Source organism: Streptomyces sp. NPDC004788 (genome assembly GCF_053601115.1).
Genome location: NZ_JBSGBF010000002.1, coordinates 92,116 through 114,076 on the forward strand (window position 1 = coordinate 92,116; position 21,961 = coordinate 114,076).

A 21,961-nucleotide genomic window follows, 5' to 3' on the forward strand; every position below is an offset into this window, starting at 1 on the left:
GGGGGGTGACCCATGACCGCGACCTCAGGTGTTGGCCGCCGTGGAGGAGATGTCCGCGAGCGCCGAACGCGGATCCCGCTCCATGGCGAGGTCGCCCAGCGTCACCATGCCGATCAGCTGTCCGTCGTCGGTGACCGGAAGCCGGCGCAGCGCGTGCTCGCGCATCAGGGACGAGGCGTGCTCCAGGGTGTCGTCCGGCGGGACGGTGACCATCTCGGAGCTGCAGATCGCGTGCACGGTCGTGTCGGCCGGGTCCATGCCCTCGGCCAGCGCCCGCACCACGATGTCACGGTCGGTGACGATGCCGCACAGCTTGCCGCCGTCGTCGACGACCAGGACATCGCCGATGTCCGCGTCCCGCATCATCCGCGCCGCCTCGGCGAGCGAGGTGTGCGACCCCACCGTCACCGGTCGCGTGCTCATGATGTCGTTGATGTGGATGTCCTCCATGCCCTGCAGCTTCTGCTTGTCCTGCTTCATCACGGCCTACTTCCCCAGCGCGCGCTTGAGCTCCGCCTTGTTCATCGATGAGCGTCCGTGGACGTCCTTCTTCTGCGCCTCCGCGTACAGCTGGTCGTACGTCGGCCCCTCGGAGCCGCTGTGCGAGCGCTGCCCGCCGCGCCGTGACGACGACATGTCCTGCAGCGAGGTCCGGCTCGCGGTCTTGGACTCGCCGGCCCGCGCGCGTTCCTTGTTCACCGTGCGTGCCGCGATCTCCTTGGCGCGCTTCTCGCTCTCGCCCCGGTCGAGCGCGCTGTCCTTGATGTGCTCGTACTGCCGCTCACGCTTCTGGCTCGAACCCCTGGGCATGGCGTTCCTCCTCTCGCACGGCTCACTCGGCCTACGATCGGCCGCTGCCCCCTCCGCGCGCCTTCATGCATGCCCACCGAGCCACGAGGTCCTAGTCGTCGAAGGAGCCGTGGCGGCCCGCGCCCGAGGCGAAGCGGCCGGCGCCCTTCAGGGTCTCGCCCGCCGTGAGCGGGACCATGCCGTGCCGGAGCTCGGCGGCCAGGGCCTCGGCCTCGGGGAGGCCGTGCTGACCGAGGACGGAGAGGCGGTCGTGGCGGAGGCAGAGCTGGGGGAAGGCGGCGATCTCGTGGGCGAGCCGTTCGGCGGCGGCGCGGGACCCGCCCGGCGGGACGAGACGGTTGGCGAGCCCGATCGCGTACGCCTCCGAGGCCGGGACCGGGCGGCCGGTGAGGACGAGGTCCATGGCGCGGCTCTCGCCGATGAGGCGGGGCAGGCGGACGGTGCCGCCGTCGATCAGCGGGACGCCCCAGCGGCGGCAGAAGACGCCGAGGACCGCGTCCTCCTCGACCACGCGCAGGTCGCACCAGAGCGCCAGCTCAAGACCGCCCGCCACGGCGTGGCCGGCCACGGCCGCGACGACCGGCTTGGTCAGCCGCATCCAGGTCGGGCCCATGGGGCCGTCGCCGTCGGGCGCCACCCGGTTGCCGCGTTCGGTGCCGACGGCCTTGAGATCGGCGCCCGCGCAGAAGGTGCCGCCCTCGCCCCACAGCACCGCGACCGAGGCGTCCTCGTCCGCTTCGAAGGCCCGGAAGGCGTCGGCCAGCAGGCCGGCCGTCGGCCCGTCCACGGCGTTGCGGGCGGCGGGCCGCGAGAGGATCACGGTCGTCACCGGCCCGTCGCGCTCGACACGGACGGCGGGGGCGGCGGAGGCATCGGCGGTCATGGGCGGCATTCCTAGCAGAATCCGGCCGTCTCCGTCCGGACAACCGCCGAGACCGCCCCGCCGGGCCCGGCCCGGTGGGACGATGCCCGTGTCCGGCGGGGGAGCCACGAGCGACCGGTCGGGGACCCGGCCGGGCCCGGTCAGGGACCAGTCACCAGGAGGGGACATGAGCAGTGACGTCCGCGAGCGGCTAGCCGGACTCGGGCTGCGGCTGCCGGAGGTGAGCGCCCCCAAGGGGGCCTACGTCCCCGCCGTGCGCAGTGGCCGGCATGTCTTCGTCGCCGGTCAGATCCCGCTCACCGGCGGCGAGTTGACCGCGACCGGGCAGGTCGGCGGCGAGGTCTCGGTGGAGCGTGCCAGAGAGCTGAGCCGCCAGTGCGCGCTGGCCGCCCTGGCGGCCGCCGACTCGGTGGCGCCGCTGGAGGAGGTGGTGCGGGTGGTGAAGGTGGTCGGGTACGTGTCCTCCGCGCCCGGGTTCACCCGACAGGCCACCGTGGTGGACGGGGCGAGCGAGCTGCTCGTCGAGGTGTTCGGCGCGGCCGGCCGGCATGCGCGCAGCGCGGTCGGCATGAGCATCCTGCCGCTGGATGCGCCCGTGGAGATCGAGGTCGTGCTGGAGGTCGCCCCGGACGGTGCGCCGTAGGACCCGGGGCTCGGCTCTTCCCCGCCTGCGTGTCTGTCCGCGTGCGGGGAAGAGCCGGCCCGGACTCGCGGCATCGTGCGGGCCGGCCGTGCCGGGCCGGACGTGCCGGACGTGCCGTGCGTGGTGGCCGTGCCGGTCGGGCCGGCTCGACGCGCGTGCCGGCCGTGTCGGGCGTCGTTGAGCGGCGGGCCGTAGCTGCGGTGCTCGGTCGCCCCGGGGGACGGGGACGGTCAGCCGATCCGTACCGCCGTCCCCGTCACCTCGATCCCGCTCGCCGGGTCGGCCGGGATGCCGACGGTCAGCAGGCTCGGCCGGCCCATGTCGACGCCCTGATGGATCGTCAACTCCGCCGGGAGGTCGACGAGTCCGAGTTCGCGGAGATACCCGCCGAAGGCCGCCGCCGCCGCGCCCGTCGCCGGGTCCTCGACCACGCCGCCCGGCGGGAAGGGGTTGCGGGCGTGGAAGACGGTGTCGGACTCGCGGTGGACGAGGGCGATCGTGACCCAGTCGCGGCGCGCCATCAGCGCGCCGAGCGCGGCCATGTCGTAGTCGAGGTCCGCGAGGCGCTCGCGCCCCGCGGCGGCGATCACCGGATGCCAGGCGCCGGCGTAGGCGGCCCGGGGCGGCAGGGCCGGGTCGAGGTCGGCGGCGGACCAGCGCAGCGCGGCGAGCAGCTCGGCCAGGTCGGCCTCGTCGATCTCCGTGGTGCGCGGTGCGACGCTGGCCAGGGTGGCGACGACGGTGCCGTCCGGCCGGGTCGAGGTGGTCACGTTGACCGGTCCCGCCTGGGTGTGCAGCAGCAGATCGCCGACGCCGTGCCGCTGGGCGTGCGCGACGGCGGTGGCGATGGTGGCATGGCCGCAGAAGGGCACCTCGGTCTGAGGGCTGAAGTAGCGGATGTCGTGCGCCCCGTCGGGGCGCGGTACGGCGAACGCCGTCTCCGAGTAGCCGACCTCCGCCGCGGTGGCGGCCATGGTCGCCTCGTCGATGCCCGCGGCGTCCAGCACCACACCCGCCGGGTTCCCGCCGAGCGGATCGGTGCTGAAGGCCACGTAACGCAGGATGTCCATGAACCGAACGTATCCGCCCTGTCAGGAGGGCGTCAAAGTTCTTTCGAAAAACGTGAGTTGCCGGCCCGTACGAGACGAAGCGGCTGGTCGTCGCGGGTGCTCAGGCCCAGGTGAGGAGCTGTCCGGACGCGGCGAGGCCCACCGCGAATCCCAGTGCGATTCTGCGGGCGCCGCGGCTGCTCGGCCGAACCGCGTGGAAGTAGCGCGGATCGATCAGCAGCGCCTCGCCGACCCGAGGCGCGATCTCCAGGGACTCGGCGCCCTGGACGACGGCCTCGTCGTAGCCGTACGAGGCGGGCAGCCGGTACGACTCGTCCTCGGGTTGCCAGCGGTGCCGCCACAGCACCGTCTCGCCGCCCTCGGGCGGCACGCTGAGGTAGAGGTTGAAGGCGAACTGGCCGATCAGCGGCACGTCGAGGAGATCGTCGGCGTACTCGCGCAGCGAGTCGTCGAAATGCACCCGGAAACCCTGGTTGGGCTCCCTCGCCACCCCGGCGCCGAGCTCCCGCCCGCCCCGGCGGCCGACCGCCACTCCACCCGGCCAGTGCGCGCCGAGCCCTTCACGGCACAGCAGAAAGGGGTCGAAGGAGAGGCCGAGGCCCTGCCACGCCTCGTCGTGGCCGGTCAGCGCCTGCCAGTAGCTGTCGGCGAGCCCGCCGTCGGCCATGTGGTCGCTGACCCCGACGCCGAACCGCATCACCGGCGGCTGGACGCGGGCCTTCCCGTACGAGTCGAACGCCCGCTCCTCCAGTGCGCCGAGCACCTCGGCGCAGCGCTCCGGCGCCATGAAGCCGGGCACCCGGACGGCCGCGTACCGCCCGGCGGCGAGGCCGGCGAGCAGGTCGTGCGTGAAGGCGGGCGCGGTGGCGGTGCGGAAGAACGGGTCGTGCGACGGCGCCGTGGGCAGGTCCCGCGTGGAGAACCCCGGGTTTCCCGTGTTCACCACGTTCCCCGCGGTCACCGCGTTTCCCGCGCTCTCTGAATTCCCCGAGTTTCCCAAGTTTCCTGACGTCATCTCGTCGGCCCCCCGACTTGTCGAAAGACAGCGGAAAACAGTGGCGCCTATCCGGGATGCGATCCGCTCGTCGCGCGGAACGCGGTCTTCGCGTCGAGTTCGAGCGCCTGGCGTCCGGCCTCCAGCGCCTCCATCGCGACCTGTCGGCCGAACTCGGCCTGCATCTCCTCCAGCTCGCTCCCCGGGGCGCCCCACGTGAGGGACTCGTCGTCGTAGGTGTCGGTGGGGCGAGAAGTCATGGGCGGACCTCCGAGCGATTCGGTAGGGGACGCGTCACACAGGGTGAGGCACCGTCAGGCTACGCGCAAGCCCACCGCCCGCGGTTGACTTTGGCAACTGCCCTCGTAACGACCAGGTTTCAGGTCGGCATGCCCCGCATCGCGGTCAGCGTCCCCCTGGCCTGCACGGACAGCGGATGTTCCGAGGCCACCACCCGGTCGAGGTCGCGCACCAGCGCGCGCAGCGCGTTCACCGCTTCGGGTGTACGGCCGCGGATGCCGAGCAGGGTCAGGACGTAGGTGTAGCGCAGCCGCATCACCAGATGGGAGTCCGGTGGCTGCGAGGCGTCCCGCAGCGCCCCGGCGATCACCCGCTCCGCCTCCTCCGCCCGGTTCTGGCGCAGCAGCGCGTGCGTCAGCGTCTCGCGGACCCGCAGGATCTCGGGGGTGGCGGGCGGCCACTGGTTGCGGCGGCTGATGTCCAGGATCTCCCGGGCCTCCGTCTCGGCCTCGCGGTGCGCGCCGAGCGCGAGCACGGTCCGCGCCAGGGTGTGGCGCACGACGAGGGTGTCGTAGTGCTCGGGGCCGCGGACCTCGTTCTCCGCCTCGACGATCGAACGCAGCAGGGCCTCCGCCTCGCTCTCCCGCCCCGCCTGCTCGTTGATCGCGCGGGCCAGCTTGTGGCGGCTGGCCAGGGTGTCGGCGTGGTCCTCGCCCAGGATCCGGGTGCGCGCCGCCACGACCAGGCCGAGCACCCGCTCGGCCTGGTGCAGCTGCTCCCGGTCCAGGTAGATGCGGCCCTGCTCGTGCCGCAGGCCCAGGATCTCCCGGTCGTCCGGGTCGAAGCCGTACGAGGCGCACCGCTCGATCAGCGGGAAGACCAGGGCGTACGCGGGGCCGAGCAGCCCGGTGGCGATGAGGTAGCGGGCGGTCAGCCGGGCAAGCTCCAGGGCCTCGGTGCGCACGGTCCGATCGGACAGTTTCAGGTCACCGAGCAGACAGGTGCGGGAGACCTCCAGGGTGTGCGGGGCGAGCGCGGCCCACAGCGGCCAGTTGGCCGGGTGGTCGGGGTTGCGCAGGTGGGTGGCGGACATCAGCATCCGCAGTGCCAGGCCGTGGTAGTCGGCGGGCCGCCCGCGGACCTCCTCGTCCTCGCGCATCACCCCGTGCACGACCGGGTGCAGCGTGAGGACGCCGGCCAGGTCCCGGTCGGCGACGCCCTCGCGCTCGTACGCGTCCACGAGTCCGAGCCGCTCCAGGCCCTCCAGGGCGGGGCGGAGCGAACCGGCGCCGGGGAAGAGCGGGGACTGGGCGAGTGCGGGGCCGGCGAGCAGACAGCGGTAGGGGACCGGGGCGATGCTCAGGCAGGCGAAGACCTTCAGCAGGGTGGGCGCATGGGGCAGCCGGTGCTCGGTGAGCAGGTCCAGGGCGATGCCGCAGACGTTCTCCACGATCTCCCGGCCGAGCAGTTCGGTGAGCTGCGGCCCGTCCCGGTCGGGGGCGTCGTCGCCTCCGGACGCGTGCGCGACCGCCCGCCGGAAGGACTCGAAGTCCCGGATGTCGCGGTCCAGCGAGATCGGGCTCCCGTGCACCGCCTTGATCACGTCGGCGGCCCCGCGCAGGGCCAGCGGCAGCCCGCCCAGCTGCTGTGCCAGCCTGCGGGCGTCCTCGTTGGTGCCGCCGATGCCTCCGGTCCGTTCGAGCAGCATGGACGCGCCGTCGTTCTCGTCGAGGGGCAGCACCTGGTGGACGCGGACGGCCTCGCCCCACGCCTGCTTGCTGCGCACTCGGCTGGTGACGATGACGGTGCCCTGAGGATTCCTCGGGGTGCGCAGCCAGCCGGTGCCGTTCGCGACCGGGCCGTCGGGCGGAGCGAGCCGCTCGGGATCGTCGGCGTTGTCGACGATCAGCAGCCACGGATCGGGGCACTCGTCGAGCAGTGTCCACACCAGGTCCATGGCCGTGCCCACCAGCCAGGACCGCTCCACCGTGATCGAGGGCGCGCCGAGATCGCGGGCGATCATCCGCATGTGCTGGCTGAGTTGGGGCGTCGACACCCACCACACCCGGTATCCGGCGCGCCCCGCACGGTCCGCGGCCTCCAGGGCCACCCGGCTCTTCCCCGACCCGCCGAGCCCCGCGATCACGTGCACCTGCCGGCGGGCCTCGTCGGACAGCAGGTACGCGACGAGGCTCAACCGGTCCTTGCCCTTGAGCTGCCCGTCCGCCAACTTCCCGTACGGCGGGGGCGGGAAGGGGGCCAGATCCGGGTCCTCGGCGGCGGGCGGAGGCTGGGAAGCCGGGTCGGCCGCGGAATCCGTGACGGCCGTGGAATCTGTGGCGGCCGTGGAATCTGTGGCGTCCGTGACGGCTGTGGCGTCCGGGGCCGGTGGCGGCTGGGTCAGCGGCAGAGGTACGGGTACGGGCGCGGGCTCCGCCGGGTGCGCGGACTCGCCGGCCGCCTCCAGGAGCGCCTGGCGCACCGCACGGTACGAGGGGGCGGTGCGGTCCGCCGGCTGGACGATGCTGAAATGGTCGGCGGTGACCACCCCGCCCCTGGGGAAGACGCCGCGCGCCACGACGGGCGGCACGATGTCGTCGGCGGAGCCGCCGTAGGCCCGTACCGGGATGGGGCACTCCTGGGCACCGTACTCCCGCGCGTGCACCACCGCGCTCAGCACCGTCCGCTGAGCCTCCGTCACCGATCGGTCGAACGGTCGCAGTTGCTGTTCCTGCGGGTTGTTCCAGAGCTTGAGCGCCTTGCGCACCGTGAGGAAGAAGCCCGAGCCGGTGTTGGGGCAGGCGAACATGGTGAAGTGCCTGATCCGCGCCAGCTCCCGGCCCTCGCCGTTCCACAGCTTCCGGGCCAGGAACCGCTGCACGACGAGCCCGCCCTGGCTGTGGGTGACCAGGACGATCCGCTCGGCCTCGGCGAGTTCGGTCTCCAGGAACGTGCCGAGCTGGTCGGCGACGTCGTCGGTCTCGGCGACCCGGCGGTCGGGCCGGAGCCGGACGAGGGGGGAGTCGTACTCGAAGGGATGGACGCTGACCCAGCCGGCCAGGTCGGGATCGTCCTCGACGAGCGCCGTGAACGCCTGCCACACCTTCGCGGAGGAGAACAGCCCGTGCACCAGCACGAGATGGACGCGCGTCGACGCCATCGCGAACCTCCGCAATCAGAAAAGGTGTTGAATGAGAGTGATTTCGATCGCAGATGAAGCAGCAGACGTGTCAATGATGCACGAGGTGCGACCCGAGGGGCCATAAACAGACAGCCCCGGTGCTCGACGGATCGAGCCACGGGGCTGCGTCGGGTGCTCACCGGACGGTGGCACGGACCCGGGTCACAGGAAGGCGTGGCCCTCCCCACGGTACGTCGGCACGACGTCCACGATCCGGTCGCCCTCGACCAGATGCAACTCGTCGACGCGCTCGCACAGTTCGCCCGCCTTGGCGTGCCGGAACCAGACCCGGTCGCCGAGTCGCAGGTCGTCCGCGGCGGGGCCGGCCAGCGGGGTCTGGACCTCGCCGGCGCCCTCGGTGCCGAGCAGGCGCAGTCCGGCGGGGTGGACGGGGACGGGCAGCCGGGACGGGCCGGGCGCGCCGGAGGCGGTCCAGCCGCCGCCGAGCACGGTGACATGGCGGGGCGCCGGGCGGCGGACGACGGAGAGAGCGAAGTAGGCGGCGGGCAGCGGGCGGAAGCTGCGGTATTGGTCGAAGAGGACGGGAGCGTAGATACCGGAACCGGCGCCGAGCTCGGTGACGGCGGCCTCGGCGGAGGTCGACTCCAGACTGCCCGTGCCGCCGCCGTTGACGAACTCCAGCGGCGCCACGGCCCGCACCGCGCGGATCGCGGCCGCGCGCCGGGCCCGCAGCTCCTTGGCCGAGACGCGCTGCATCAGCCGTACCGCCGCCCTGGCCGGGGCCGCGCCGGGCTGGTTGTCGCCCATGCCGGCGATCTGCCCCTCGTACGCCATGACGCCGACCAGCTTCAGCCGCGGCCGCGCCAGCACGGCCCGGGCCAGCTCGGCGGCCTGCTCGGGCGCGTGCAGCGGCGAGCGGCGCATGCCGAGGTGGAGCCGGCCGCCGAGGAGGCGGAGGGAGGCGTCGAGGTCCAGGCACACGCGCACCCGGGGGCCGGACGGGCCGACGGCCTCGGTGATCAGGTCGAGATGGGCGACGGAGTCCACCATCAGGACGATCCGGGCGGCGGCGCGCTCGTCCGACGCGAGGCGGCGCAGGGCCGGCACGTCGGCCGTCGGATAGCCGACCAGGATGTCGCCGGCCGGCTCGCCCTCGGTGCCGTCGGCGCCCTTCTCCTCCGCCGCCAGCCACAGTGCCTCCGGCAGCGTGAACGCCAGGATCCCCGAGAAGCCCGGCATCCGCAGCACGTCCCGGATCAGCGCGCGGCAGCGCAGCGACTTGCTCGCCAGCCGGATCGGCTTGCCGCCGGCCCGCCGGACCATGTGGGCGGCGTTGGCCCGCAGGGCCGCCAGGTCGACCACCGCGAACGGCGGCTGGAGACCGGCCGTCGCCCGCTCGAGCTCGGCGAAGCCGGCGGGCGCGAGGGGACGGGTGACGGGGCGGTGCTCGGCGGTCCGGGTGTCGTCGTCCGGCGGGGCGCTTCCCATGGCGTAGGGCCTTTCCGTGGGCCGGTTGCTGGCGGCCACGGTCTCTAGGTCAAGCGTTCAAGTCAAGGGTTTCCGACCCTTGACTTGAACGCTTGACCAAGTTCAGTCTTCCCGCAGGCCGCCGCCGGGACGGCGCCGGCCCGCGGACGACCGAGAGGACCCCTGGCATGGACAGCGTGTGGCGCAACTGGGCGGGCAACGAGGAGGCCCGGCCGAGCCGGGTGCTCCGCCCCGCGAGCACCGAGGACGTCGCCACCGCCGTGAAGGACGCCGTACGGGACGGGCTGCGGGTCAAGGCGGTCGGCTCCGGGCACTCCTTCACCGGTGCCGCCGTCGCGCCGGACGTCCAGCTGCGGCTCGACCGCTTCGACGGGGTGACCTCGCTCGACGCGGAGACGGGCCTGGTCACCGTCGAGGCCGGCATGCCATTGTGGAAGCTCAACCCGCTGCTCGCCGCGCACGGCCTGGCCCTGGAGAACATGGGCGACATCGACCGGCAGACCGTCACCGGCGCCGTCTCCACCGGCACCCACGGCACCGGCGCCCGGCTCGGCGGCATCGCGACCCAGATCCGCGCCCTGGAACTGGTGCTCGCCGACGGCTCGGTGGTCACCTGTTCGCCCACCGAGCGGCCGGAGCTCTTCGCGGCGGCCCGGGTCGGCCTCGGCGCCCTCGGCGTCATCACCCGGGTCACCCTCCAGACCGTGCCGCTGTTCGCGATCCACGCCCGCGACGCCGCCATGCCCGTCGCCGAGACCCTGGAGCGGGTGCAGGAACTCGCCGACACCAACGACCACTTCGAGTTCTTCTGGTTCCCGCACAGCACCACCGCGCTCACCCGGCGCTTCCGGCGGCTGCCCGGCGACACCCCGCTCCGGCCCGTCGGGGAGTTCGCCCGCCGCCTCGACGAGACCCTCACCAACGTGGGCTTCGAGGCACTCAACCGCGTCGGCACCCGCTTCCCCGGCCTCGTCCGGCCGAGCGCCCGGCTCGCGGCACGCCTGATGTCCTCACGGGAGTGGACCGACCACTCGTACAAGGTGTTCCCGAGCCCGCGGGAAGTGCGCTTCCACGAGGGCGAGTTCGCCATCCCGCGCGAGCACGCCGTCGACGCGCTGCGGGCGATCAAGCGCTGGATCGACGAGCACGACGAGCGCGTGTCGTTCCCACTGGAGGTGCGCTTCAGCGCCGGCGACGACATCTGGCTGTCCACCGCGAACGGCCGCGACAGCTGCTACATCGCCTTCCACCAGTACCACCGCATGCCCTACCAGCGGTACTTCACCGCCTGCCAGGACATCCTCGCCGGCTTCGGCGGGCGCCCGCACTGGGGCAAGATGCACGACCTCGACGCCGGCCTGCTGCGTCCCCGCTACGACCGCTTCGACGACTTCGTCGCGCTGCGCGACCGGCTCGACCCGGCCGGCGTGTTCGGCAACCCGTACCTCGACCGGGTCCTCGGCCCGGCGCCCGGCGCGGCGTCGCGGAGGTCCGGCGGTCAGCGGGGCTCGCGGTAGCCGAGGACGCCGGTCAGGACGACGCGGAGGATCGCGCGGAGTTCCACGTGCAGCGGCGGCTTGCCCTCGTCCTGCGGCGACCAGCGGTAGAGCGCGCCGAGGTAGCAGTCCCGCAGGATGTGGCCGACCTGCTCGGAGTCGATGTCCGGCGCGACCCGGCCCTGGCGCTTGCCCAGCTCGATGATGGTGGTGAAGATCGAGGCCGTGTACGGGTCCTCGTCGAGCGGGCGGCCCGCCTTCACCCAGGCCGTCAGCATGACCGGGGTGATGTCCCGCTCCTCCTCGTTGAGCTGCGCCAGGGTGGCCATACATCGTTCCAGGTGGACGGTGACGTCGTCGGTCGCGTGGAGCGACTCCTCCATGATCGCGTTCAGCCGGTCACCTCGTCTCTCGGCCCAGGCGGTGACGAGGTCTTCCTTGCGCTGGAAGTAGTTGAAGAACGTGCCGCGCGCCACGTCCGCCCGTTCCGCGATCTGGTCGATCGTCGTCCCGTCGTACCCCTGCTCGGCGAAGAGCGCGAGGGCGGACCCGTAGATCGCCTGCTTCACGCGCTGCTTGCTGCGCTCGCGGCGCCCGAGGGGGCGCTCCGCTTCCGTGGGAGGGGTGTGGATGGGCACGGCGCGGGCCTCGCTCTCGCTTCACTTGCTGTCCGTATCTCGACCCCATCTTTATACTAGAGTACATCTATGGTTCGGCATCTCGGTTCGATGCCTTGGGGTAATGCTTACCGTGTGCTTACCGAGCCTGTGCCAGCCGAGCCCGTGCTGAGAGCGGTGACCAGGTCGCCGATGCTCTCCTTGCCGAGCAGCCGCTGCACCGCGACCTCCTTCCCGTGGCTGTCCCGCAGCCTGCCGCGCAACTGCATGGCCATCAAGGAGTCGAGCCCCAGTTCGCGCAGGCTCAGCCGGAGGTCGATCCGGTGCGCCGGGGTGCCGAGCACATGGGCGGCGTGGTCCAGGACCGCGGTGGCCGGCACGGTGACGGCCGGCGCCGCGGCGGCCGGCGCGCGGCCGGCGTCGGGGGCGGGGTCGGGGGCGGGCTCCCGGGTGAATTCGGGTGCGGGCCGGGCGGTGACCTCGGGGGCCGGTGCGTGGGCGGGCCCGGCAGTGGCCGGCTCCGTGCCCGCGAGTCTGCGCATGCGCACGCCGGTGAACTCGGCGGCGACCCGCCCGTCCTCGGCGACGAGCAGAATGTCCGCCCGGCCGCCGGAGGGGGCGTCAGCCGTGTCCGGCGCCGTGGTGAACCGCACCACCGACCAGTAGGCGTCCCCCTTCAGAGGACCCGTCAGCCGCACCCGCTCCACCGACTCGGTGAGGTAGACGCAGGTCGGCGCGTCCGGCGCGCCCGAGTGCGGCCAGGCCGCGACGACCGGCAGCAGCCCCGCCTCCAGGGCCGCCGGGCCGCCGGCGGCGGGCACGGCGAGCCGTGCCACGGCCTCGCCGTCGCGGCGCCAGACCCGGTCCGCCGTGCGCAGCCGCTCGTCGAGGAGATAGCCGCGTGCCTCGGCCCGCCGGTAGAACTCGACGCCCGGCACGTACTCCGTGCAGCGGGTCAGCGCCAGATCGAGCGCGCGCTGCCCGTCGGTCGCGGCGCCCTGACCCGCCGGGGCGGCCCGGAGCAGCCCCGTCACCCAGGGCCGCGCGCCGGGCCCGGCCGCCGGCCCGACGGTGAAGCGGTGCAGGCCGGGCGTCTCCTCGGCGGTCAGCCGGACCCGGGCCACGGTGTCCAGGGCCTCGGGCCACTGCGGGAGTTCGGGACCGAACCGTATCTCCTCCAGTGTGAACTCGCCGTCGGGCAGCACGTCCCGGGCGAGCGCGGTGACCGCGCCGAAGTACGCCGGCGGCGGTACGGGTCGCAGCCCGCGCACCGCGAGACCCTCGCCGAGGTCGGCGAGGCCGAGTCGGCGCAGGGCGATGTCCCGGCCGTACGAGCCGGGCGACGCGGCCGGACCGCCGGACGCGGGGGACACGGGCGGCGCGCTCGGCACGGCCGGCTCGGGGGCGTACCGCTCCTCGTCCCAGACGTAGAGCGGCAGCGGCACCCGGCGTGCCGTGACACCGGTGTGCGAGCCGCCGTTGCCCGTGCCGCCGTTGCCCCTGCCGCCGTTGCCCCTGACACCGTTGTCTGCGGCGCCGTTGTCCGAGACGTCGCCGTCCGAGACGTCGCCGTCCGAGACGTCGCCGTACGCGGCGCCGGTGCCGGCGGCGGCGTGGAAGCGGTGCCAGTCGACGGGGACGCCCAGGGCGAAGACGCGCCCCAGCGCCCGTACCGCCGCCGACGTGCCGTCCTGCTCCTTGAGCAGCGTCGGCACTCCCGTGCCGGGCAGGCCGCCGGCCGCCTCGATGTCCCGCACGGCGTGGACGAGCACCGGGTGCGGGCTGACCTCGATGAAGACGCGGTCCCCGGCCTTCGCCGCGGTCTCCACCGCCTCCCGGAAGCGGACCGGCCGGCGCAGGTTCTCCTGCCAGTACGCGGCGTCGAGGTCACCGCCCTCCACCCGCGTGCAGCGGGTCGTGGAGAACATCGGGGTGTGCGGGGCCAGGGGCCGCAGCTCGCGCAGGGCGGCGCGCAGGTCGTCGGCTATCTCGTCCATGAGCGGCGAGTGCGAGGCGACGTTGACGCGCACGATCCGGCAGAACGTGCCCTGTTCGTCGAGGCGTCGCGCGATCCGCTCCAGGGTGTCCGTGTCGCCCGCGAGGACGGTGGCCGACGGCCCGTTCTCGGCCGCGACGCACACGCCGTCGCCGTACGCGGCCGCGAGCTCGCCCGCCTCGGCCGCGGGCAGTTCCACGGAGAGCATCGCCCCGCGCCCGGCGAGCCGCTGCATCAGGGCGCTGCGGCGGCAGATCACGGCGGCGGAGTCGCGCAGGGACAGCGCGCCCGACACGTATGCGGCGGCGGCCTCGCCCATGCTGTGCCCGAGGCAGAGCGCGGGTTCCACGCCCATGGCCCGCCAGTGCGCCGCCAGGGAGACCTGCACGGCCCACAGCGCGGGCTGCACCCGGTCGACCGTGCCGGGGAAGACGCCGTCGTCCCGGGTCAGCAACTCCCGTACGGACCAGCCGGACTCCTTCCGTACGGCGGCGTCGCAGGCGTCCATCGCCGACCGGAAAGCGGTCGAGGTGCGCAGCAGGTCGCGGGCCATGCCGGCCCACTGCGAACCCTGGCCCGGGAAGACGAAGACCGGTTCGCGGTCGGCGCCGAAGGCCGCCTCGGCGGTGCCGCCGTGGGGCGACTCGCCGCCGTCGGCCAGGGTGCGCAGGACCGTGGCGAGTTCTTCGTGGTTCGTGCCGACGGCCCACAGACGGTAGGGATGCGGGTCCCGGTGGAGTGCGGCGGTGCGGCAGATGTCCCGCAGCGGGGTGGTGTGGCCCGCTCCGCCCGGCTCCAGATGGGCGGCGTAGCGGGCGGCGAGCCCGCGCAGGGAGCGCTCCGAGCGGGCGGACAGGACGAGGAGGTGCGGCGCGGGCGTGCCGGCCGTCGGGTCGTCGGTGGCGGGGGTGGCCGGGGTGGCCGGGGTGGTCGCGGAGGCGGGGTCGGGGACGTACTCGCCGATCACCACATGGGCGTTGGTGCCGGAGATGCCGAAGGAGCTGACGCCGACCACGGCCGGGCGGCCGCCCGTCTCCAGCGGGGTGTTCTCGGTGACGACCCGGACCGGCAGGTCCCCGTCCCGCAGCAGCTCGTTGGGGTTGCCGGTGTGCAGCGAGGCCGGCACCCGGCGGTGGCGGACCGTCAGAACGGCCTTGACGAGGCCCGCGAGGCCGGCGGCCGCCTCCGTGTGGCCGATGTTGCTCTTCACCGAGCCGACCAGAAGGGGGCGGTCGACGGGACCGGCGGAGCCGTAGAACTCGGCCAGCGCGCGCAGTTCGACGGCGTCACCGACGACGGTGCCGGTGCCGTGCGCCTCCACGTAGTCCAGTCGGGAGGGCTCGATGCCGGCAGCGCGGCAGGCCTCCCGCAACATCGCGACCTGCCCGGTGACGGCCGGCTGGAGCAGCAGACCGCTGCCCTGGCCGTCGTTGGTCACGGCGCTGCCGCGGAGCACCGCGAGCACCGGGTCGCCGTCCCGCAGCGCGTCGGGCAGCCGCTTGAGGATCACGGCGGCGACGCCCTCGCTGCGCACGAAGCCGTCGGCGTCCGCGCTGCCGAACTTGCAGCGGCCGTCCGGGGCGAGCATGTGGCCCTGGGAGTAGGCGATGGAATCGGTGGGGGAGAGCAGCACGTTGACGCCGGCCGCGACGGCGAGGTCGCTCTCGCCGGTGAGCAGGCTCTGCCGCGCCGAGTGCACCGCGACCAGGGAAGAGGAGCAGGCCGTGTCCAGGACGACGCTCGGTCCGCGCAGATCCAGGGCGTAGCTCAGCCGGCCGGCCGTGACCGCCCGGAGCCGGCCGCCCGCCATCGCGCGGACGTCGGCGACGGCCGCTCCGCCCGTCGCCTCCGCGTACTCGGCCGTGGCCTGGCCGACGAAGACGCCGCCTCGGCTGCCCGCGAGCGACGAGGGCCGGATCCCCGCCTGTTCCAGGGCCTCCCACACCACGTGGAGCAGCAGCCGCTGCTGCGGATCCATCGTGCGGGCCTCGCGGGGCGACAGGCGGAAGAACGGCGCGTCGAAGGCGTACACGTCGTCGATGAAGCCGCCGTGCCGGGACACGGTGCGGCCCGGCGTGCCGGGCTCACCGTCGTAGTGCGGCGACACGTCGAACCGGTCCTCCGGGATCGCGGTGATCGCATCGCGGTTCTCCTCAAGCAGTGCCCAGTACGCGTCCACCCCCCGAGCGCCAGGGAACCTGCACCCCATGCCCACGACGGCGACGGAGGGCACCCCGCTGGTCTCGTTCTGGCTCACCACCACGGACCCCTTTCGGAAATCGGGTTCACACACGAGTTCAAACATGCATGCCGAGCCAAACTTATTCTTCGGTTTTACACAAGGCCGATCGGTGCCGATTTGCCGGTTTCCAGGGGGCGGTATTCGGCCGTTATGCCCCGGAGGGTGGCTGGACTTTTGTCGAAGCGTCAGGGCCCCGTAAAAGTGGACTTGCGTACAGTGATGACCTTCGGTCTATGGTTGCATCGCAGCTCATGAACGCCGGAGCGTGACCCGCACCGGCGCACCCCGGCGGGGCGGCGCCCCCACACCTCGGGGTGTCCCGCCCTTGATGAGGAGATGCCGTCATGCCCAGACCAGTGGTGGTGGTGAGCGACCCGCTGCCGGACGACACGCTGGACCTCCTGCGCGCCGCGTGCGACGTCCGCCGGGCCGACGGGCGCGACCGCGAGGAACTCCTCGCCGCCGTCCCCGACGCGACCGTGCTGATCGTGCGCAGCGGTACGCGGGTGGACCGCGAGGTCCTCGACCGCGCGCCGCGGCTCAAAGGCGTCGTCCGCGCCGGAGTCGGACTCGACAACGTCGACACCGAGGCCGCGCGCGACGCCGGAGTGGCCGTCGCCAACACGCCCGACGCCAACGCCGTCAGCGTCGCCGAACTGACCGTGGGCCTCGCGATCGCCCTCGCCCGCCGCATCCCCGACGCCGCGCAGCACGTCCGCCAGGGCGAGTGGGACCGCGCCGCCTTCCAGGGCACGGAACTCGCCGGCCGCACGGTGGGCGTCCTCGGCCTCGGCCGCATCGGACGCCAGGTCGCGCGCCGCCTCGGCGCCTTCGACATGACCGTGCTCGCCCACGACCCGTACGTCTCCGACGACGACTGCCGGAGCGCGGGCGCCGAGCCGGTCGACCTGAGCCGACTTCTCGCTCGCGCCGACCTCCTGACGGTGCATCTGCCCCGCACCCCCGCGACCGAGGGCCTGCTCGGCGAGCGTGAACTCGCCCTGGTCAGGCCCGGCCTCCACCTCGTCAACACCTCCCGCGGCGGCATCCTCGACGAGGACGCCCTCGCCCGCGCCCTCAAGGACGGCCGCGTGGCCGCCGCCGCGCTCGACGTCTTCGCCGTCGAACCGCCCCGCGAATCCCCGCTCGTCGGCCTGCCGAACGTCCTGCCGACCCCGCACCTGGGCGCGGGCACGGCGCAGGCGCAGCGGCGGGCGGGTGAGGAGGCGGTGCGGATCGCCCTGGAGATGGTGCGGGCGGAAACGCCGGTGTGCGAGGGCGAGTTACCCGCCCCGGCCCCCACCGCGCGTGCTGCCTCTACCCCTGCCCCTACCGCGCCTGCCCCTGCCGCCACCCGTCTCGACCCCGCCCGCTGCGCCGACGCCGTGCACGCCCTCATGCCGCGGGTCCGCGAAGAGCTCGCCGAGCTCGTGGCGCTACGTTCCGTCGCCGGCGACGGGCCCGAGCCGTCCGCCGACTGCGAGCGGGCCGCGCGCTGGGTCGCCGACGCGTTCGGGGCCGAGGGCTTCGACGTCGAGCTGCTGCGGACGGACGACGGCGCGGCCACCGTCCTCGGGCGGCTGCCCGGGCCGCCCGGCGCACGGGAAGTGGTGCTGTACGGGCACTACGACGTCGTTTCCGAGGGCGACCACGACCGCTGGACCACGCCGCCGTTCACGCTGACCGAGCGGGACGGACGCTGGTACGGGCGGGGTGCCGCGGACTGCAAGGGCAACGTCCTGATGCACCTGGCGGCGGTGCGCGCGCTGCGACGGGCGCTGCCCGAGGGCGATCCGCTCCCGGTGTCGCTCACCGTCCTCGTGGAGGGCGCGGAGGAGCGGGGCCGGGGGAGCCTGGAGCGGCTGCTCGCCGAGCGGCCGGAGCTGCTCGCGCCCGATGCCGTGCTCGTCGCGGACTCGGGGAACTTCGAGGCGGGCGTGCCGACGCTGACGACCTCGCTGCGCGGGATGGCGGTCGCCGAGGTGACCGTGTCGACGCTGCGCGGGGATCTGCACTCGGGGCAGTTCGGCGGCCCGGTGCCGGACGCGATGACGGCGCTGCTGCGCGTGCTCGCGTCGCTGCACGACGAGCAAGGCGACTGCGCCGTCGCAGGCCTGGAGCCGCCCACGGCGCCGCCGGGCCCCGCCGGCCACCCGGAGAACCGCCTTCGTACCGACGCCCAGCTCGCCGACTACGCCGAGGACCGGCTCCGTTCCGACGCCGGAGTCCTCGACAGCGTACGCCTGATGGGCACCGGCAGCGCGGCCCAGCGGCTGTGGGCGCGGCCCGCGGCGACGGTTCTGGCCGTCGACGGGCCCGGGCCCGAGGAGGCCGTTCCCGCGCTGCGGGCCACCGCGACCGCGCTGGTCAGCCTGCGGCTGCCGCCCGGCACCGACCCGGCGCGAGCCCACGAGGCGCTCGCCGACCACCTGCGGCGGGCCGTGCCCTTCGGTGCCCGGCTCGACATCAGGCGGATCACCACCGGGGCCTCCTTCCGCGGCCGCACCGACGGCCCCGCGCACCGGGCCATGAGCGCGGCGATGGCGGCGGCGTACGGGCGCGAACCGCTGGTCATCGGGGCGGGCGGGTCCATCGCACTGTGCAGCACGCTGCAGGCGCTCCACCCGGACGCGGAGATCCTGCTGTTCGGCGTGGAGGATCCCGAGGCCCGCATCCACGCGCCCGACGAGAGCGTGAACCCCGGCGAGATCGCCGCCACAGCCCTCGCGGAAGCGCTGTTCCTTGACCGCTTCGCGCACAACTGACGAGGCGCCGGCCCGCCGGCGCCGCCCTTCGGTGGAACGGGGAACCCGTGATCTTCCAGCACGCGCATGAAATCATCACCGACGACATATTCGTCAGGCTCGACGAACTCGTCCCCGGCAGCGAGTCCTTCCTCAAGATCGAAGGATGGAACCCGGCGGGCTCCATCAAACTGAAGTCCGCCGTGGGCATGATCGAGGACGCCGAACGGCGCGGCCTGCTCTGGGCCGGCGGCCGGATCATCGAATCCTCGTCCGGCAGCCTCGGCATCGCCCTGGCCATCGTCGCCGCCGGCAAGGGCTACCGCTTCACCTGCGTCACCGACCCCAACATCTCCCCGCAGAGCCTCGCGCTGATCCGGGCCCTCGGCGCCGACGTCATCCAGGTCGACCGGCGCGACGCCAACGGCGGCTTCCTCGGCACCCGGATCGCCCGCATCCAGCAGGAACTGGCCGCGGACCCGAAGCTGATCTGGCTCAACCAGTACGCCAACCCGTCCAACCCGGACGCACACGCCCGCTCCACGGCGACCTCGATCCTGCGCCACATCGGCCGGGTCGACCAGCTGTTCGTCGGCGCCGGCACCACTGGCACCCTGATGGGCTGCATCCGGCACTTCCGGGCCTTCTCGCCCAGCACCAAGATCGTCGCCGTCGACACGGCCGGATCCGTCACCTTCGGGCACCCGCCGGGTCCCCGCCACATCCCCGGCCTCGGCACCAGCCGCCGCCCCGAGCTGTGCCGGCCGGAGGCCGTCGACGAGGTCGTGCTCGTCCCCGAGGCGGACGCCGTCCGGATGTGCCGCCGCCTCGCGGCCGAACGGGGCCTGCCCGTCGGCGGCTCCACCGGATCGGTGGTCGCCGCGGTGGAACGCTCCGCCGCGCTGATCCCGCCCGGCTCCCGTGTCGTGGCCCTCTCGCCCGACACCGCCGACCGCTACATCCACACCGTCTACGACGACGAGTGGGTGGCCCGGACCTACGGCCCCGAGACGCTCTCCCGTATCCACGGCGGCGACACCTGCCCCGTCATCCACGGTGGCGACACCTGCCCCGTACCCGCCTGACGCCCTTCCCTCGACTGCCGGAGGATCACATGACGTCCCCCACCCGCCCCTTCGACTTCCAGGTCGTCGGCGGCACCGCCATCCGTTCCCTCATCGCCGACTCCCGCGCCGACATCGTCCGGACCGTCCGCGCCGCCTACCTCACCCACCACGACGGCGACTCCGTCAACCCGAACAGCTACTTCCTGCGCTTCCCCGACAAGCCGGACGCCCGGATCATCGCCCTGCCCGCCTACCTGGGCGGCGAGCACGACGTCGCCGGGCTCAAGTGGATCGCCAGCTTCCCGCAGAACATCCGGCACAACGTGCCCCGCGCCTCCGCCGCGCTGCTCCTCAACGACTACGAGACCGGCTACCCCTTCGCCTGCCTCGAAGCCTCCCAGATCAGCGCCGCCCGCACCGCCGCCTCCGCCGTGCTCGGCGCCGAGGAACTGCACGGCGGCCGCGACGCCCGACAGATCACCGTCGTCGGCGCCGGCGTCATCGCCCGCAACATCGTCGAGTTCTTCGACGCGCAGGGCTGGACCGCCGACCGGTACGTCATCCACGACCGCGTCGCCGGCTACGCCGACGCGCTCCAGCGGCACGTGACGCGCCTCGGCCACCGGGCCGAGCGCGAGGACGACTTCGAGCGGGCCGTCGACGGCGCCGACGTCGTCGTCTTCGCCACCACGGCCGGCGAGCCCTGGGTCACCCGGCCCGGCACCTTCACCGCCGGACAGACCGTCCTGCACGTCTCGCTGCGCGACCTCGCCCCGGAGATCGTCGCCGAGTCCCAGAACATCCTCGACGACATCGACCACTGCATGACCGCCGGCACCTCCCCGCACCTCGCGGAACAGGCGTACGGCCACCGGGACTTCGTCGACGGCACCCTCGCCCAGGTGCTGCGCGGCGAGGTCAAGCCCGCGACCGGCCGGCCCCGCGTCTTCTCCCCGTTCGGCCTCGGCGTCCTCGACCTGGCGGTCGGCCTGAGCGTCTACCGCGCCGCCGTCGCACGCGGACTGGCCGTCGCCGTACCGGACTTCTTCGGCGAGACCGAGCGCTGGGGCTAGCCACGCCGCCGAGCCGCGCCCCCGCGCCCACCACCCCCGACCAGGAGAACCCGTCGTGACCACCCTTCCCGCCGCTCCCTCCGCACCCGACTCCGTCGCACCCGACTCCGCAGCCTCCGACTCCGCAGCCTCCGCCTCCGCAGCCTCCGACTCCGCAGCCTCCGGCTCCGCCGCGCCCGGCTCCGCCGCGCCCGACACCGCAGCCTCCGGCTCCGCCGCCCGGGCCTGGGGCGCCGCCCGCTCCGCCGACATAGCCGCCCTCGCCGCGCGCCACGCCGAGCGCTTCCCCTGGTACGGCCGGCTGCTCGACGCCCGGGGCGTCCGCGGTTCCGGACGCCTGGCCGACCTGCCGATCCTCGGCCCCGAGCTGCTCAGCGAGCACTACTACACCGCCGACCACGCCCATCTCCCCGACGCCTCCGCCTACTTCACCTCCGGCACCGCCACCGGAATGCGCAAGCGGATCCTCTACAGCCCCGCCGACGACGACGCCTACGCCGCCCAGCGCAAGGCGCTCTTCCAGCAGTTCGCCGGCGACCTCCCGGCCGGCTCGCCCGCCGTCGCCGACCTCGGCACCGGGCACGCCGCCGCCTCCGCCCGCCGCATCTTCGAGGAGATGGGCTTCCGCGCCCACGACATCGACTTCCAGCTGCCCATCGAGCAGCACGTCGAGAAGCTCAACGCATGGCAGCCCGAGCTGCTCTTCACCATGCCGATGATCCTCGACCGGCTCATGCGCTCGCCCGAACTCGCCATCGCGCCCCGCCGGATCATCGTGGTCGGCGACCTCGCCCCCGAGAACTGGCGCCGGCAGGTCGCCCGCCACTTCGGCATCGGCTTCGGCGAGGTGCTCGACATCTTCGGCAGCATCGAGATCGGCGCCATCGCCCACCACGACGCGCGCACCGGCCTCTACCACTTCCACGACCACATCCTCCCGGAGGTCGTGCCGCCCCACGAGCTGTACGCGGACGCCGGCGCGGGCGGCCCGGCCGCGGGCGGCGGCAGCGGCGCCCTGCTCCTCACCTCCTTCACCCGCGCCTACTTCCCCGCCCTGCGCTACGTCACCGGCGACGTGATCACCGGACTGCAGGAGATCACCCTCGACGGCCGCACCGTCCACGCCTTCCGGCGCATCGACGGCCGGCTCGGCGGCGACTTCAAGCACGGCGAGCGGATCAGCAACCACGACGTCTGCGCCGCCATGGCCGAGGTGTTCCCGCGCCGGCCCTTCGAGGTCGCCGACGACGACGGGCTGCGCATCCGGGTCGTCACGGACCGCGTCACCGACCGCGAACTCAGCGCCGTGCGACGCCTGTTGCGAGAGGCGGCGCCGGACGTCGCGCAGATGATCGACTCCGGCCTGGTCGGCGAGATCGAGGTCGTCGCCGTGCCCGCCGACGGCATCCGGACCGACCACGCGAAGCGCCGCTTCGACGTGAAGGAGGGCTGAGCC

Annotated in this window: 16 protein-coding genes and 1 pseudogene; 7 read left to right on the forward strand and 10 right to left on the reverse strand. The window is 73.7% G+C overall.

Annotated features, from left to right (window positions below):
• Nucleotides 1–24: 24 nt before the first annotated feature.
• From ACWEJX_RS01545 to ACWEJX_RS01555, 3 genes are all read right to left on the reverse strand, one after another.
• Complete coding sequence (locus ACWEJX_RS01545; RefSeq protein WP_451605534.1) at nt 25–480, reverse strand: CBS domain-containing protein; 456 nt, start codon at nt 478–480, stop codon at nt 25–27.
• Between the two features lie 6 nt (nt 481–486).
• Nucleotides 487–810 (reverse strand): plasmid stabilization protein, encoded by a 324-nt coding sequence (locus ACWEJX_RS01550; RefSeq protein WP_451605535.1) that lies wholly within the window; start codon nt 808–810, stop codon nt 487–489.
• Nucleotides 811–901: 91 nt separating this feature from the next.
• Nucleotides 902–1,693: a crotonase/enoyl-CoA hydratase family protein gene (locus ACWEJX_RS01555; protein ID WP_451605536.1), complete on the reverse strand. Its 792-nt coding sequence runs from the start codon at nt 1,691–1,693 to the stop codon at nt 902–904.
• A gap of 166 nt (nt 1,694–1,859) precedes the next feature.
• Here ACWEJX_RS01555 and ACWEJX_RS01560 point away from each other — a divergent pair, with 166 nt between their 5' ends.
• The gene (locus tag ACWEJX_RS01560; protein ID WP_451605537.1) at nt 1,860–2,336 is read left to right on the forward strand and encodes a RidA family protein; all 477 of its coding nucleotides are present in this window, start codon (nt 1,860–1,862) and stop codon (nt 2,334–2,336) included.
• A 230-nt stretch (nt 2,337–2,566) separates the two neighbouring features.
• Here the strand turns inward: ACWEJX_RS01560 and ACWEJX_RS01565 are convergent, their stop codons facing one another.
• The 5 genes from ACWEJX_RS01565 to ACWEJX_RS01585 form a co-directional block, all read right to left on the reverse strand.
• Nucleotides 2,567–3,406, reverse strand: a complete 840-nt coding sequence (locus ACWEJX_RS01565; protein ID WP_451605538.1) for a PhzF family phenazine biosynthesis protein — start codon at nt 3,404–3,406, stop codon at nt 2,567–2,569.
• Between the two features lie 100 nt (nt 3,407–3,506).
• Complete coding sequence (locus ACWEJX_RS01570) at nt 3,507–4,367, reverse strand: 2OG-Fe(II)-dependent halogenase WelO5 family protein (protein ID WP_451605539.1); 861 nt, start codon at nt 4,365–4,367, stop codon at nt 3,507–3,509.
• 101 nt (nt 4,368–4,468) lie between these two features.
• Nucleotides 4,469–4,660 carry a hypothetical protein gene (locus ACWEJX_RS01575; RefSeq protein ID WP_451605540.1) on the reverse strand — a complete coding sequence of 64 codons (192 nt, stop codon included), beginning with the start codon at nt 4,658–4,660 and terminating at the stop codon, nt 4,469–4,471.
• A 119-nt stretch (nt 4,661–4,779) separates the two neighbouring features.
• Nucleotides 4,780–7,800: an alpha/beta fold hydrolase gene (locus ACWEJX_RS01580; protein WP_451605541.1), complete on the reverse strand. Its 3,021-nt coding sequence runs from the start codon at nt 7,798–7,800 to the stop codon at nt 4,780–4,782.
• A 183-nt stretch (nt 7,801–7,983) separates the two neighbouring features.
• A complete protein-coding gene (locus ACWEJX_RS01585) occupies nt 7,984–9,270 on the reverse strand; it encodes an amino acid deaminase/aldolase (RefSeq protein WP_451605542.1) in 1,287 nt (428 codons plus the stop codon).
• Nucleotides 9,271–9,437: 167 nt separating this feature from the next.
• Here ACWEJX_RS01585 and ACWEJX_RS01590 point away from each other — a divergent pair, with 167 nt between their 5' ends.
• Complete coding sequence (locus ACWEJX_RS01590; RefSeq protein ID WP_451605543.1) at nt 9,438–10,787, forward strand: D-arabinono-1,4-lactone oxidase; 1,350 nt, start codon at nt 9,438–9,440, stop codon at nt 10,785–10,787.
• On the opposite strand, the gene ACWEJX_RS01595 is transcribed toward ACWEJX_RS01590, so the two are convergent.
• Nucleotides 10,769–11,404, reverse strand: a complete 636-nt coding sequence (locus tag ACWEJX_RS01595; RefSeq protein WP_403788748.1) for a TetR/AcrR family transcriptional regulator — start codon at nt 11,402–11,404, stop codon at nt 10,769–10,771. The genes ACWEJX_RS01590 and ACWEJX_RS01595 overlap by 19 nt on opposite strands.
• A gap of 107 nt (nt 11,405–11,511) precedes the next feature.
• Nucleotides 11,512–15,636: a type I polyketide synthase gene (locus ACWEJX_RS01600; protein ID WP_451605544.1), complete on the reverse strand. Its 4,125-nt coding sequence runs from the start codon at nt 15,634–15,636 to the stop codon at nt 11,512–11,514.
• A 329-nt stretch (nt 15,637–15,965) separates the two neighbouring features.
• On the opposite strand from ACWEJX_RS01600, the pseudogene ACWEJX_RS01605 reads away from it, so the two are divergent.
• From ACWEJX_RS01605 to ACWEJX_RS01625, 5 genes and pseudogenes are all read left to right on the forward strand, one after another.
• Nucleotides 15,966–16,871, forward strand: a pseudogene (locus ACWEJX_RS01605) (hydroxyacid dehydrogenase); the annotation flags it as partial.
• The gene (locus tag ACWEJX_RS01610; RefSeq protein ID WP_451605644.1) at nt 16,869–18,386 is read left to right on the forward strand and encodes a M20/M25/M40 family metallo-hydrolase; all 1,518 of its coding nucleotides are present in this window, start codon (nt 16,869–16,871) and stop codon (nt 18,384–18,386) included. The pseudogene ACWEJX_RS01605 and the gene ACWEJX_RS01610, both read left to right, overlap by 3 nt.
• A gap of 47 nt (nt 18,387–18,433) precedes the next feature.
• The gene (gene sbnA / locus ACWEJX_RS01615; RefSeq protein WP_451605545.1) at nt 18,434–19,450 is read left to right on the forward strand and encodes a 2,3-diaminopropionate biosynthesis protein SbnA; all 1,017 of its coding nucleotides are present in this window, start codon (nt 18,434–18,436) and stop codon (nt 19,448–19,450) included.
• A 29-nt stretch (nt 19,451–19,479) separates the two neighbouring features.
• A complete protein-coding gene (gene sbnB, locus ACWEJX_RS01620) occupies nt 19,480–20,505 on the forward strand; it encodes a 2,3-diaminopropionate biosynthesis protein SbnB (protein WP_451605546.1) in 1,026 nt (341 codons plus the stop codon).
• A gap of 55 nt (nt 20,506–20,560) precedes the next feature.
• Complete coding sequence (locus ACWEJX_RS01625) at nt 20,561–21,958, forward strand: hypothetical protein (RefSeq protein WP_451605547.1); 1,398 nt, start codon at nt 20,561–20,563, stop codon at nt 21,956–21,958.
• The last annotated feature ends 3 nt before the right edge of the window (nt 21,959–21,961 follow it).